This is a genomic window from Tissierellales bacterium (genome assembly GCA_035301805.1).
Classification (GTDB): domain Bacteria; phylum Bacillota; class Clostridia; order Tissierellales; family DATGTQ01; genus DATGTQ01.
Window position 1 is genome coordinate 1 of the sequence record DATGTQ010000033.1, and the last position, 13,331, is coordinate 13,331.

17 protein-coding genes and 1 tRNA gene are annotated in these 13,331 nt (G+C 29.7%); 3 read left to right on the forward strand and 15 right to left on the reverse strand.

The features are described 5' to 3' along the window. Positions 1-47 precede the first annotated feature (47 nt). The 7 genes from VK071_01380 to VK071_01410 form a co-directional block, all read right to left on the reverse strand. Positions 48-629 (reverse strand): DivIVA domain-containing protein, encoded by a 582-nt coding sequence (locus tag VK071_01380; protein HLR33967.1) that lies wholly within the window; start codon positions 627-629, stop codon positions 48-50. A 15-nt stretch (positions 630-644) separates the two neighbouring features. Further along, the gene (locus tag VK071_01385; protein HLR33968.1) at positions 645-1,430 is read right to left on the reverse strand and encodes a YlmH/Sll1252 family protein; all 786 of its coding nucleotides are present in this window, start codon (positions 1,428-1,430) and stop codon (positions 645-647) included. A 15-nt stretch (positions 1,431-1,445) separates the two neighbouring features. Next, complete coding sequence (locus tag VK071_01390; protein HLR33969.1) at positions 1,446-1,712, reverse strand: YggT family protein; 267 nt, start codon at positions 1,710-1,712, stop codon at positions 1,446-1,448. Between the two features lie 30 nt (positions 1,713-1,742). Continuing rightward, the gene (gene sepF, locus VK071_01395) at positions 1,743-2,180 is read right to left on the reverse strand and encodes a cell division protein SepF (GenBank protein ID HLR33970.1); all 438 of its coding nucleotides are present in this window, start codon (positions 2,178-2,180) and stop codon (positions 1,743-1,745) included. Positions 2,181-2,191: 11 nt separating this feature from the next. Continuing rightward, complete coding sequence (locus VK071_01400) at positions 2,192-2,887, reverse strand: YggS family pyridoxal phosphate-dependent enzyme (protein HLR33971.1); 696 nt, start codon at positions 2,885-2,887, stop codon at positions 2,192-2,194. Between the two features lie 16 nt (positions 2,888-2,903). Then, entirely contained in the window at positions 2,904-4,196 is a 1,293-nt protein-coding gene (locus tag VK071_01405; protein HLR33972.1) for an HlyD family efflux transporter periplasmic adaptor subunit, read from the reverse strand. Positions 4,197-4,329: 133 nt separating this feature from the next. Continuing rightward, the gene (locus VK071_01410) at positions 4,330-4,719 is read right to left on the reverse strand and encodes a hypothetical protein (GenBank protein HLR33973.1); all 390 of its coding nucleotides are present in this window, start codon (positions 4,717-4,719) and stop codon (positions 4,330-4,332) included. Between the two features lie 157 nt (positions 4,720-4,876). On the opposite strand from VK071_01410, the gene VK071_01415 reads away from it, so the two are divergent. Next, a tRNA-Pro gene (locus VK071_01415) sits at positions 4,877-4,953 on the forward strand. 35 nt (positions 4,954-4,988) lie between these two features. Here VK071_01415 and spoIVA read toward each other — a convergent pair. The 5 genes from spoIVA to glyA form a co-directional block, all read right to left on the reverse strand. Beyond that, positions 4,989-6,467 carry a stage IV sporulation protein A gene (gene spoIVA / locus VK071_01420; protein HLR33974.1) on the reverse strand — a complete coding sequence of 493 codons (1,479 nt, stop codon included), beginning with the start codon at positions 6,465-6,467 and terminating at the stop codon, positions 4,989-4,991. Between the two features lie 99 nt (positions 6,468-6,566). Beyond that, positions 6,567-7,577 (reverse strand): NAD(P)H-dependent glycerol-3-phosphate dehydrogenase, encoded by a 1,011-nt coding sequence (locus tag VK071_01425; protein HLR33975.1) that lies wholly within the window; start codon positions 7,575-7,577, stop codon positions 6,567-6,569. 17 nt (positions 7,578-7,594) lie between these two features. Then, entirely contained in the window at positions 7,595-8,194 is a 600-nt protein-coding gene (gene plsY / locus VK071_01430; GenBank protein HLR33976.1) for a glycerol-3-phosphate 1-O-acyltransferase PlsY, read from the reverse strand. A gap of 1 nt (position 8,195) precedes the next feature. Continuing rightward, on the reverse strand, positions 8,196-9,512 hold the full coding sequence (gene der / locus VK071_01435) for a ribosome biogenesis GTPase Der (protein ID HLR33977.1): 1,317 nt from the start codon (positions 9,510-9,512) through the stop codon (positions 8,196-8,198). A gap of 182 nt (positions 9,513-9,694) precedes the next feature. Continuing rightward, on the reverse strand, positions 9,695-10,927 hold the full coding sequence (gene glyA / locus VK071_01440; protein HLR33978.1) for a serine hydroxymethyltransferase: 1,233 nt from the start codon (positions 10,925-10,927) through the stop codon (positions 9,695-9,697). A gap of 195 nt (positions 10,928-11,122) precedes the next feature. Here glyA and VK071_01445 point away from each other — a divergent pair, with 195 nt between their 5' ends. Both VK071_01445 and VK071_01450 read left to right on the forward strand, forming a co-directional pair. Then, positions 11,123-11,911 (forward strand): threonine/serine exporter family protein, encoded by a 789-nt coding sequence (locus VK071_01445; GenBank protein ID HLR33979.1) that lies wholly within the window; start codon positions 11,123-11,125, stop codon positions 11,909-11,911. Then, complete coding sequence (locus VK071_01450; protein ID HLR33980.1) at positions 11,908-12,345, forward strand: threonine/serine exporter family protein; 438 nt, start codon at positions 11,908-11,910, stop codon at positions 12,343-12,345. The genes VK071_01445 and VK071_01450 overlap by 4 nt, the downstream gene beginning before the upstream one ends. Here VK071_01450 and VK071_01455 read toward each other — a convergent pair. From VK071_01455 to VK071_01465, 3 genes are all read right to left on the reverse strand, one after another. Continuing rightward, entirely contained in the window at positions 12,342-12,623 is a 282-nt protein-coding gene (locus VK071_01455; protein HLR33981.1) for a metal-sensitive transcriptional regulator, read from the reverse strand. The two genes, VK071_01450 and VK071_01455, sit on opposite strands and share 4 nt — an antisense overlap. 13 nt (positions 12,624-12,636) lie before the next feature. Continuing rightward, positions 12,637-13,062: a SoxR reducing system RseC family protein gene (locus VK071_01460; protein ID HLR33982.1), complete on the reverse strand. Its 426-nt coding sequence runs from the start codon at positions 13,060-13,062 to the stop codon at positions 12,637-12,639. Next, the coding region (locus VK071_01465) for a tRNA threonylcarbamoyladenosine dehydratase (protein ID HLR33983.1) at positions 13,050-13,331 on the reverse strand (282 nt) is incomplete at its 5' end. The genes VK071_01460 and VK071_01465, both read right to left, overlap by 13 nt.

Here is a 13,331-nt window from a genome sequence, read left to right on the forward strand (position 1 = left end):
TCCTCCATTTAACTATATTACTAAGCTTTTTAAACAATAAAAAGGGGCTAAGCCCCTAAATTCTCTTCTTCACTATCTAATTTCACTTCTTTAATCTTTTCTTTTTCCATATCTGAGTCCTCAATATTTATTGTTTCTTTCTCCAAATCTTTAACTTTCATAGTTTCGCTATCTGAATCTTCAATTTTATCATAGTAATCATTTAAAGATAATAATTGTGATTCCATGAAAGATTTAAATCTTGTTTTAAATATGAAAATTTCTTTTTTCAAAATTCTATACTGTTCCTCAATATCCTTCACTTCTTCATATGCTTCATCAACAATTTTTCTAGCTTCTTCCTCTGCTTCTCTTATTATTAGCTTAGATTTTTGTCTTGCTGAACTAGTCACTTCATCTGCAGTATTTTGAGCTACTACTAATGTTTCTTTAAGGGTTTCCTCTAAATCATCATACTGTTTTAATCTTTCATTTAATAATACAATTTTATCTTTTAACTCAAGATTTTCTTTATAAACCTTTTCATAATCAATTATAATTTCATCTAAAAAACTATCTACCTCTGATTCCTTATATCCTCTGAAAGTTTTTCCAAACTCTTTATTTTGTATATCTAAAGGCGTCAACATATTAATTCACTCCATTTACTTTAAAATTCTAATTACTGCTTTTATTCTTCCCTTCTTGCTTATACCCTCAAAAGATTTTAATATCATTCTTCCATAGCCCCTTACTGAGATTACATCACCTTCAAAAACTTCCATAGAACTTTTATTTACTGGTTCCCAATTTATTTTAACTTTATCCCTTTCAACTAAGGCTGAGCTATTAGTTCGTGACAAATTATAAGCATTACTAATTAAAACATCAATTCTATTTGAAGATAAAGTTACATACTTCTCTTTAAATTCTATTTCACTAGGTTTTAACTCTTCTTTACTTATTTCTCCTACTTCCACATTTTGTTTCCCAATCCTCTTTAAATTATATAGAATGTATTCTCCTACTTCTTTTTTTACAATAATCTGAACTAGGTCTTTATGTATTAAAATATCCCCTATTTTATCTCTATTTATTCCTAAACCCAGCAAAGCCCCTAAAAAATCTTTATGAGCCAATTTATCTATACTTCCTTGAATAGATAAGAACATAATATAGTCTTCTATATTATTCATATACATATAGTCAGGATATACAATTAAAACTTTCCTTTCTGCATCTAAAGTTCCACCTTCTGCGGTATAAGATATGTCAGTAAATCTATTTAGTATAGAAGTTGACAACCTTCTTTGATATGGATCAAAAAAGCTAGTCGTCTCAACAATGTGATTTCTCATCACATTTTCAATCTTATCTAGTAAATTTCTCATAGTTAAAATCTGGTTATCATCAGTTATAAATTCTAAATATTTTTCCTTATTTTTTATCAAATATATCACCAAAATCTATAACATATTCTTAAGTAACAATGTTTTCAAAACATTTAGTAATACTAAGGCCAATGCAGGAGAAAAATCAAACATTCCACCGCCTAATCCTAGTTTATATAATAGTTTTCTACAAGGACCTATAATAGGCTCTGTCATTTCATAAATAAAGCCTACTATAGGACTTCCCATGCTAACACCTAATAAATTAAATAATACTCTTATAAAAATAAATATCTCAATTATTCTAATTAAAATAATTAATGCCCTATAAATAGCTTGCATAATAAAAACCTCTTATCTTTTTATATTTAATTACCAATTATAAATATTATCATTTTTCAAATCATTTTTTATTTTTCCATTTATCTCTACATTATCAGGTGCTAAAATAAATATATCCTTAGCTACTTTGTGTATATTCCCTTCCATAGAATATACTCCTCCATTAATAAAATCAAATATTTGTTTTTTCAAAACTCCTTCTAGTTGTCCTAAATTTACTACAACAGTCTTTCTAGATTTTAAGTCATCAACAATCTTAGGTGCATCTTCGAAATTAATTGGTTCACGGACTACTATTTTCATATTAGCATTAGTATGAATATTTACCACATTGTTCTTCTTTCTTGAGGTCTTAGTTTCAATTGGTATATCTAATTCTTTATCTTCAATTTCTTCAATTTCATCATCATATTCATCAAGATCCTCAATACCTATAAAATATTTTACCTTATTCATAAATTCAGCCATTAAAATCCCTCCTATTTATATTCTCTTTTCCCAAATAAAGCTGTTCCTATTCTGACCATGTTGGAGCCTTCTTCTATAGCTACCTTATAGTCATTTGTCATACCCATAGAAAGATATTTCATATCTACTTCCTTATAATTTCTACTTTCTATAGTTTCTTTTAAATTTCTTAATTCTCTAAATACATACCTTACTTCCTCTGGATCCTCAGCATATGGGGCAATAGTCATCAAACCTTTTATTTTTATATTTTCCATAGATAATATTGATTCTATAAAAGGTATTACTTCTCCAGTTTTAAACCCAAATTTACTTTCTTCCTCTGCTACATTAACTTGAATTAAAGTTTCAATTATTTTATTGGTATCTTTAGCTCTTTTATTTAACTCTTTAGCAAGAGAAATCCTATTTAAAGAATGAATTAAACTAACTTTATCTAATATATATTTTACTTTATTTGTTTGAAGATGGCCAATCATATGCCAAGTAGCTTTGTCACCAATTTCTTCATATTTACGCTGTAGTTCTTGTACCCTATTTTCACCAATATTATTCAATCCTAAATCTAAAGATTTTTGTATAAGATCTACATCCACAGTTTTTGTTACAGCTATTAATGTTACTTCATCTTTAGTCCTTCCAACTTTATCTAAAGATTCTTCGATATTTGCTTGGATCTCTAAAATATTCTCTTGTAAATTCTTCATACAATCCTCCTTACTGTCAATTTACAATCTGTCCTTCCTTTATTCTCGTAGTATTAGATAATATTTCATCATGGAGAGTTATAGTCATTTTATATTTATCCATTCCCTCTAATTTTATCATATGGTTTTTATCTCCTTCAGCAACTACTGCATATTCCTCATTTTTTCCTAGTAGTTTTATAGGTCTAAATCTAATTATTCCACTCATATCCTTTACATATACACCATCGATTCCATCTTTATTGGTAATTGCCTTGGCTGGCAATTTAATACCTTCATGGCTTTTTTTAATTAAGTCGGCTTTGACATACCGTTTATTATAATAATTGTGTAAATAATTACTACATTTCACTATAACAACAGAATCATTTTTGTTTTTTTCAACTTTTATAACTTCTCCTTCTATCTTTTCCTCCATATCATCAATGGTTATATATATATTATTGCCTTTTTCTAATTCATCAATTTTATTTTCATCATTAACCTTTACCATTATATACCACTCAAGGTTATCGATTACTTTATAAACTGGTTCTCCTATTTTTAAATTAGTATTAGATTCTGTTTTTTTTATATTCTGATCAATATTTTTAAAATCTCTAGAACTATAGTTTAGTATATTATCTGCGGAAAAAGTTTCTTCTAATCCATCTATTTCAAAAGAAATTATACCTGATTCTTCAGAATAATAATATATTGCGTTATCAGATATTTCTTTTTGTAATTGTTCTTTTCTTTTTTTCAGTTCTTCTAAACTCTGGGATGCTAAAGTATTATCTCCCTCTAAAATTCTCTGTTTTTCAGAATATAGATCTAGCTCGTCCTTCAATAAGTTAGCTCTATTATAATCTCCTTCAAAGATTTTAGATTGCAATTGATTTACAATGGAATCAATATTTAACTGATTTTTTTCCTTATCTTCTTCTGTTAAATTTTTATTTCCGCTTAAACTTTCTAAGGATTCAATTTTTTTATTTATATCATCCATTTCTGAGGTTAATGTAGATTTATCACCTATTAGAGATAGTTGTCCCACTTTTGTTCCTACTCCTATCCTATCTCCCTGGCCTTTGTCGAAGGAAATTTTTCCTTCACCGTCAGCTTTATAAACCTTTTCTTTTTTTATTATAATTCCTTCACCTTCAACCTTTTCGTCTAATGTACCTCTTTCAGCTAGGGTAGTTTTTAATGTGGAAGCAATAAAATTAGGAACACTTCTAAATACTAAATAACATATTATAAAAACAATGAAAATCATTCTATACTTTCTTTTCTTCTGTCTCTTGCTGTTTCGCCCCCCCCTCAGCATTAAAATCACCCTTTATTTTCATAATTAAGTTAATAATATTTGTAACAATTTCACTATGATACAACTTTTCAGGCTTTAATCATATAAAATTCGCCGTTATTTTTAAAAATCCTTCTAATATATCAATCTACTTTTAAAATGTTTTAAAAAACTTACCATATTTACTTATTATTTTAAACTTTATTATATTATCTATATTTAGATTTCTTATTTTATCATCATAGGTTACCATTAATATAGAATGGTCCCTCTTCCTAGCTCCTATAATAATTCCTTTTAACTTCTTGTTATTTTTTAATGAAACCTTTACTTCATCTCCAGCCTTAATCTTATTTCCGTCTAGAACAAATTCCTTCGTATCTGCATCATTTATATGTTTTTCTGTTACAGATTTTTTGTTAATTACAATAATATTATTTTTTAAATACATTTTTTCTTTTAGAACAGTAACAATATATCCAAAGGTGCTTCCAATTAACAATATTATTAAAAAAACTTGTAAATTGTGTAATATCAAATTCATACCCCCACATTCTTCGGAATACTTATAGTTAAGTATACCATAATATTAGCATTACTTAAACTATTTATATCCAATAATTTAAGAAAATCTATTTACCCCTCGACATTTTCCAAAAAGTTTGGTAAAATAAATAAGGAAAATGAATACAATTTAATATCGGGATGTGGCGCAGTTTGGTAGCGCACAAGTCTGGGGGACTTGGGGTCGCTGGTTCGAACCCAGTCATCCCGACCATAGAAAAAGAAGGTAGAATATTCTACCTTCTTTTTCTATACTATTATACAAATTAAACCGCCACTACTGTCGTTTATTATTCTTTCTAATGCTCTCCTCATTTTCTGTCGAGCATCTTCTGGCATTGTATTTAATTTACCTTGTAATTGTTCATTTACTAAATCATATAATGATTTTCCAAATAAATTAGACTGCCAAATTTTTGATGGATCTCCTTCAAATTCATCTAAGAAATATTTAACTAATTCTTCACTTTGTTTCTCAGTTCCAATAAGAGGTGATACCTCAGTAGTTATATCACACCTTAAAAAATGTAAAGAAGGAGCTTTAGCTTTTAGTTTCACCCCAAACTTATTGCCTTGTTTATATATTTCCGGCTCTTTTAACTCCATCTCTTCTATACTTGGGCTTACTAACCCATAACCTATTTCTTTTGCCTCATTTAAAGCCTGCTCTACTTTATCGTATTCTTTTTTAGTTTGTGATAGTTTTGAAATTAAACCTAGTAATTGCTCATCTCCATCAATGGTGTAGCCTGTCAACTCTTCTAATATTTTATAAAATAGATCATCTTCTAATACTATTTCTGCATCTACAATGCCTTCTCCTAAGTTTATTTCTTCTATAAAAATATCTTCAACTATATCTAATTCACTTAGAGTTTTTAGCGATGGTTGAACTTCATTTAATTTCTGCAATGTTTTTATAGATTCTTTTAAGGATTTTAAAATTTCTGCCTTTATCCAGTGTTCTCTTGGTAACCCATCGATCCAACCAGGCAAATTAATACTTATTTCCTTTACAGGGAATTCAAATAATACTTTTTCAAATACTTTTTCAATATCTTCTATCCCCATATTTAGACAATCTACAGCTATTACAGTAACTCCATATTTTTCTTGTAGACTTTCCTTTAATGCAATAGTACTATCCAAATTTGGATGTTTTGAATTAAGTAAAATAATAAAAGGTTTTTCTAGTTCTTTTAATTCATTTATTACTCTTTCTTCTGCATTTATATAATTTGATCTATCAATATCTGTTATGGAACCGTCTGTTATAACAACAATTCCAATAGTAGAATGGTCATTTATTACTTTTTTAGTTCCAATTTCTGCTGCTTCTTCAAAGGGTATCTCCTTTTCATACCAAGGAGTAGTAACCATTCTTGGGATATTCTCTTCAATATGTCCCAAGGCACCTTCTACTAAATAGCCAACACAATCAACCATTCTTAATTTCATTTTTACATTATCCTTTAGCACTAGCTCTGCTGCCTCATTAGGAACAAATTTAGGTTCTGTAGTCATTATAGTTTTTCCTGCACCACTTAATGGTAACTCATCTTTTGCTCTTTCTTTTTTATGTTTGTTTTCAATATTAGGTAATACTAATAATTCCATAAATTTTTTGATAAAAGTTGACTTCCCTGTTCTGACAGGTCCAACAACGCCTACATAGATGTCACCGTCAGTTCTTTCAGCAATATCTTTGTATATATCAAATTTGTCCACTTTTCCCCTCCTTCACATATATATTTATAACTAATATAGTTTTACTTCTTAACATTATATATATATGTGAAAGGGAAAATATTATGACATTATGAAAAATTATATAATAATATCTGCCATTTCATGTTTCTTATCTCTTAGCATTAAATTAACTACAGAATTTTTTACATCTTTACCCTCATAAAGAACACCATATAATTCTTTAGTAATAGGCATTTCCACATCATATTTTAAAGATAATTCATAAGCAGATTTTGTTGTTTTAATGCCTTCAACAACCATTCCTATTTTTTCTATAGCTTCGTCTAAACTCAATCCTTCTCCTATTAATATTCCTGCCCTTCTATTTCTACTATGCATACTAGTACAAGTAACTATTAAATCACCAATACCGGCTAAACCTGCAAAAGTAGATTTCTCTGCCCCCATCCTTTCTCCAAGTCTACCCATCTCAATAATACCTCTAGTCATGAGTGCTGCCTTAGTATTATCACCATAACCTAAGCCATCAGAGATACCTGCTCCCAAAGCAATAATATTTTTAATAGAACCTCCTAATTCAACTCCTATCACATCTGAATTTGTATAAACTCTAAATTTAGGACCTATAAAAATATCTTGCACATATTTAGCAGTTTTCTTACAATCAGAGGCAGCTACAACAGTGGTAGGAATATCTATTGCTACTTCTTCAGCATGGGAAGGTCCCGATAATATTGCATACTTATTTTGGGGAAGAATTTCAGCTACCACTTGAGAAAGTCTCAATAACGTATTATTTTCTATACCTTTAGCTACATTTACTATTATTTGCTCTGGCTTAATATAGCTTTTGCCCTTTTCTAATGTTTCCCTTACAGCATGGGAAGGCACAGCCATAAGTATAATATTTTTATCTTTTAAAGCTTTAGACAAATCATTTGTTATATTTACACTTTCTGGTACAACAACTCCTGGTAAATACTTAATATTTTCTCTTGATACTTTAATTTCATCACTTTGTTTATCATCTCTAACCCATAAATCTATTTTATAATTTTTTTTCGATAATAATATAGCTAAAGAGGTTGCCCAACTTCCCCCACCAATAATACCAATTCTCTCAGCCATTTTATCAACTCCCAATTTCAATTAATTTTATCACCAAGTTTCGATTCAGTTCCAGATTTTAACCTTTGTATATTCTCTTTATGCCTCCACAAAGCCATTACACCTAAAATTGTTGTTGTAATAAAAAAATTTAGATTAAAGGGTCGGTTTATAACATTGCTTAGTATAGGTATAAATATTGCTCCTAATATAGAACCTAAGGAAACATATCTAGTTTTTGTAATGGCAATAATAGCTATAATGGCACATATTAAAGTAGCAGGCCAATGAAGATATAACATTACTCCAAAAGAAGCAGCAATTCCTTTTCCACCTTGAAACCCAAGTAGTATTGGCCAATTGTGACCTATAACCACAAAAATACTGGCTAATAATGCTCCATTATAACCTAGTATTCTATTCCCTATTGTAGCAGCTAAAATTCCTTTTAACACATCTAGAATAAAAGCAATGAATCCAATTTTTACACCAAATACTCGTAATGCATTAGTGGCGCCAGCATTACCACTACCATATTCTCTAACATCCTTTTTTTGAAACAATTTTCCTAGTACATAAGCAGAAGAAAAATTGCCAATTAAATAAGAAATTACTATCACTATTAAGTTTTCTCCCAATTTAATCCCCCTTTTCTCTAAATTCAAATTTAATTGGTGTCCCTTCAAAACCAAAATACTGTCGTAACTGATTTTCTAAATATCTTTCATAAGAAAAATGTAACAATTTCTTACTATTAATAAAAATTAGAAATCTTGGAGGTTTCGTCCCTATTTGTGTTCCATAGAATATTTTAAGTCTCTTACCTTTATCCGTTGGAGGTTGGTTTAAAAGTACTGCTTCATTAATTATATCATTTAATAGTCCAGTAGTTACCCTAAAAGTATAATTGTGGAACACTTCTTTTATAGAACTAAATAATTTCTGAACTCTTTGACCCGTTTTTGCAGAAATAAATATTATTGGTGCATAAGGAATAAAAGATAAGGTAGTTCGTATATCTCTTTCAAACTGTAAATAAGTAGAGTCTTTTTTATCAACAGCATCCCATTTATTAACTGCAATAATACAAGCCTTACCTTGTTCATAAGCATAGCCTGCAATCTTTGCATCTTGTTCAGTTACACCTTCTGTTCCATCAATAACAAGAACACATATATCAGATCTATCAACAGCAGATAATGTCCTAATAACACTATACCTTTCTACATTTTCATATATCTTCTTTTTCCTTCTTAATCCTGCCGTATCTATAAATAAATAATCCTCATCTTCATAAGTTAAAAAGGTATCTATGGCATCTCTTGTAGTACCTGGAATATTAGTAACTATTACTCTTTCTTCTCCAATTATATAATTTATTAATGAAGATTTACCTACATTAGGTTTCCCAACAACTGCCACCTTAATAATATCCTCATTATATTCGGTGTCTTTATTTTCAGGGAAGTTTTTAATAGTTTCATCTAATAAATCTCCTATTCCTAACCCTTGAGACGCTGATATAATAATGGGCTCACCTAAACCTAATTCATAGAACTCAAAAATTTCATTGGGAGTTTTATGAGTATCGACTTTATTGCAAACTAATAATATTTTTTTCCCTGATTTCCTCAATAAATTTCCTATTTCTTTATCTGTAGAAATAATTCCCTCCTTCCCATCTACTACAAATAATATTACATCGGCAGTTTCTACTGCAATTTCTACTTGTCTTTTAATTTCACTTAAAAATATATCCTCACTTAAAGGTTCTAAACCTCCCGTATCTATAAGGGTAAAATACTTATTTAGCCATTCAGCTTCCCCATATATCCTATCCCTTGTTACTCCTGGCTTATCTTCTGTAATGGCTATTCTTTTACCTACAATTCTATTAAATAGAGTAGATTTACCTACATTAGGTCTTCCAACAATACATACAACTGGTCTATCCATAACATCACCTCATTTTTTCTAATGTTAAAATTTCTAGTTTCCTAATCTATTATATATTATTTATTAGATTTTATCCTGTACAACTATATTAATATATTCAAAACTAAATTTCTAATTCTTTATTAATTTATTTTACCCGTATAGAAACAAAGCCTACAGTTTAAACTGTAGGCTGGTTTAGTCTATTCATATAGAGGATACTTTTCACAAAGGTCTTGAACTCGTTTTCTTAATTCATCCCTATCATTATTTTCATCCATTGCTAAATTCATTATTTCTGCAATTTCTTTCATATCTTCTTCTTTCATTCCTCTAGTAGTTACAGCTGGAGTACCGATTCTTAATCCACTTGTGACGAATGGACTTTCCGGATCATTAGGAATAGTATTTTTATTTGTTGTTATTCCTATTTCATCTAATAATTCCTCTGCCTTTTTACCAGTTAAGTTTTTATTTCCAACATCGATTAAAACAAGATGATTGTCTGTTCCTCCAGATACTAATCTAAAGCCTTTCTCTACCAAGGCGTCAGCTAAAGTAGCTGCATTTTTTACTACCTGTTTTTGGTAGTCTTTAAATTCATCTGTAAGTGCTTCCTTAAAGCTTACTGCCTTCGCTGCAATTACATGCATAAGCGGCCCGCCTTGAAGACCTGGGAATATTGCTTTATCTATTTTCTTAGCATATTCCTCTTTACATAGTATAGCTCCACCTCTTGGTCCCCTTAAAGTTTTATGTGTAGTAGTTGTAACGAAATCAGCATAAGGTACTGGGTTAGGATGTAAACCTACTGCAACTAATCCGGCAATATGAGCCATATCAACCATTAAATAAGCATTTACTTCATCAGCAATTTCTCTAAATTTCTTAAAATCAATAACTCTTGGATAGGCACTAGCACCTGCTACAATAAGTTTAGGTTGTTCTTTTTTTGCAATTTCTCTAACTTCATCATAATTTATTGTCTCTGTATCTTTGTCCACACCATAGGACACAAAATTATAATAGGTTCCAGAAATATTTACAGGACTTCCATGAGTCAAATGTCCACCTTCTGACAGATTCATTCCTAAAACTTTGTCGCCAGGCTCTAATATAGCAAAATAAACTCCTAAATTTGCATTTGCACCAGAATGAGGTTGAACGTTTGCATGGTCTGCACCAAATAATTTTTTAAGTCTATCTCTTGCTAAATCCTCTGCAATATCTACCTTTTCACAGCCACCATAATATCTTCTACCAGGATAACCTTCTGCATACTTATTTGTTAATTGACTACCCATAGCTTCCATAACTTGTGGAGTAACAAAGTTTTCAGAAGCAATCAGTTCAATATTATGTCTTTGTCTTTCAGTCTCCATTTCTATAACTTCCATTATTTCAGGATCATGTTCTTTTAAATTTGAAAAATCCATAATTTTCTTCTCCTTTCGTTTATATCTTCAATTTTTACAACAAACTAATTATATTAGAAAAATAACTGATATTGTATTATAATATAATTCAATTGACTAATGGTATACTAAATACTAATATCAGTATCACAACCATTATATAAACAAAACTATATATTTACAAGGTAGAAATTTAAATTTGAGGTGAAATAGACAATGGATAATACTAATAAGAAAAATGAAGAGGTTCGTAGACTTCTTATAATGGCAATATTAGCCGGAAGAATTATGTTAAAAAATGGTGCTGAAACCTACAGAGTAGAAGACACTATAATTAGATTATGTAAATCCAGATATAATATAAAATATGCAGAATCCTTTGTAACTTCAACAGGTATTTTTGTATCCATTGAATATAATGGTGAAGTAATATCCTATTTAAAAAGAATTAAAACAAGAACCATAGATTTAAATAAAATAGATATGGTCAATAGTTTTTCAAGGAGTTTTGTAGAAAGTAATATGTCTGTTGATGAAGGGATGAAGGAACTAAAAAAAATTAATAAGACTGAAAACTATAAATTTCACACACAAATAATTTTTGGTAGTATGGCCGCAGCCTTTTTCTCATTGCTCTTTGGTGGCACATTCCTTGATTTTATATCTAGTTTTTTAGTCAGTATTGTAGTTGTTTTAGTAGCTGATAAACTAGGTCAATTAGATTCAACTTTTTTTATTAATAATTTAATTGGTGCTAGTATAGCCAGTATCTTAGCCATTTTAGCAGTCAAAATAGGAATAGGAACTAATATTGATAAAATAATTATAGGTTCCATTATGACATTGGTACCTGGTGTTGCCATTACAAATGCTATTAGGGACACTATTTCAGGGGATTTTCTATCTGGCCTGTCTAGAGGAATGGAAGCAATACTAACAGCACTTTCTATCGCATTAGGTGCTGGGGTAATTTTGAAAATATATTTTAGGAGTTGGTTGTTTTGATATTATTTAAACAATTTTTATTTGCATTTTTATCTGCGATTGGATTTGCAATACTATTTAGTATACCTAAAGATTCAATAATAAAATCAGGTATAGTTGGTGCATTAGGTATGGTAGTCTATACATTAGTAAATGAAATATTTAAAACACCTGTAGCAGGTACTCTTTTCGCTGCCTTGACTGTAGGGTTACTAGGTGAAATACTCGCAAGGCATTATAAAAAACCTGCCACAGTGTTTATAATACCAGGAATCATCCCTTTAGTTCCAGGAGCGGGAACCTATTATACTATGCTTGCAGTAATAGAAAAAAATTTCAACGAAACAGCAAATACAGGTTCTGAAACCTTCTTCATTGCCGTTGCAATTGCCGTAGGATTAACTATTTCTTCATCATTAAGTCGCTCTATTAAAAGGTTTAAAAATCATAATTAATTCTGCTTTGTATATTTTAAAATAGTATTTACCAGGGCATCTAAAGCTTCTTCGTTTGCACTACCATCTAAATAATCTTTTAGGCAATCCTTTGTATAATTTTCTAGTATTAAGCCACCTACAGAATTTAAGGCTGACCTAGCCGCAGCCACTTGGATTAATACATCACCACAATATTTATCATTTTCAACCATTTTTTGTATTCCCTTTACTTGTCCTTCTATTCGCCTTAAACGTTTTGTAATTGCATCTTTGTTTACATCATCAATACTTTTCAATTTATTCCCTCCTTTAAAGTATTCTTATCATCTCAAATTGAAGATTCTTTTCTTCAGCCACTTTTCTATCAATTTTCTTAATTATTAAAAATGATAAAGCTAAGAAAACTATACCTGTTAAAAATCCAAAACCCTCATAACTATTAAATCCTGCATACTTAAAAACTTCCATTCCTATTATTATTCCTATAATTAACATGAAAAAAGGAATCATATAAGTTAAAAAGGTATATTTTACAATATTTCTACTTTTTGTTTTTATTTCAACAAAATTTCCCTTTTTAGCTTTTAAAGTATTAGGCATAGTAACAAAAACACTTGGGACACTACAACTTCCACCACAACTACTACATCCTTCACTACCACAGGCTGACATCCTCTTAACTTCTACTTCTGCTTTATCTCCTATAACTTTACTTACATAGCCTACCCGTTCCACTGAAATCCCTCCTTCATTAATATACTTTTTATCACTTCTGACGCTATTATTAATCCTGCAGTTGGCGGTACAAAAGAAACACTACCAAGTCCATCTTTTATAATAGGTCTTTCTTTAGACCAAACTACCTTTAATGATTCTATTTTTCTTTTTCTTAATTCTTTTCTCATTATTTTAGCTAACGGACACATCTGAGTATCATATATATCACCAACTTGGAGTAATGTAGGATTAAGTTTATTTGCAGCACCCATAGAACTAATAATAGG

Bases quoted from the DNA above. Each gene is read 5' to 3' on its own strand.
- VK071_01380 (HLR33967.1), bottom strand. From the start codon at position 629: ATGTTGACGCCTTTAGATATACAAAATAAAGAGTTTGGAAAAACTTTC.
- VK071_01390 (HLR33969.1), bottom strand. From the start codon at position 1,712: ATGCAAGCTATTTATAGGGCATTAATTATTTTAATTAGAATAATTGAG.
- sepF (HLR33970.1), bottom strand. From the start codon at position 2,180: ATGGCTGAATTTATGAATAAGGTAAAATATTTTATAGGTATTGAGGAT.
- VK071_01400 (HLR33971.1), bottom strand. From the start codon at position 2,887: ATGAAGAATTTACAAGAGAATATTTTAGAGATCCAAGCAAATATCGAA.
- VK071_01405 (HLR33972.1), bottom strand. From the start codon at position 4,196: ATGCTGAGGGGGGGGCGAAACAGCAAGAGACAGAAGAAAAGAAAGTAT.
- VK071_01410 (HLR33973.1), bottom strand. From the start codon at position 4,719: ATGAATTTGATATTACACAATTTACAAGTTTTTTTAATAATATTGTTA.
- VK071_01425 (HLR33975.1), bottom strand. From the start codon at position 7,577: ATGGCTGAGAGAATTGGTATTATTGGTGGGGGAAGTTGGGCAACCTCT.
- der (HLR33977.1), bottom strand. From the start codon at position 9,512: ATGGATAGACCAGTTGTATGTATTGTTGGAAGACCTAATGTAGGTAAA.
- glyA (HLR33978.1), bottom strand. From the start codon at position 10,927: ATGGATTTTTCAAATTTAAAAGAACATGATCCTGAAATAATGGAAGTT.
- VK071_01445 (HLR33979.1), top strand. From the start codon at position 11,123: ATGGATAATACTAATAAGAAAAATGAAGAGGTTCGTAGACTTCTTATA.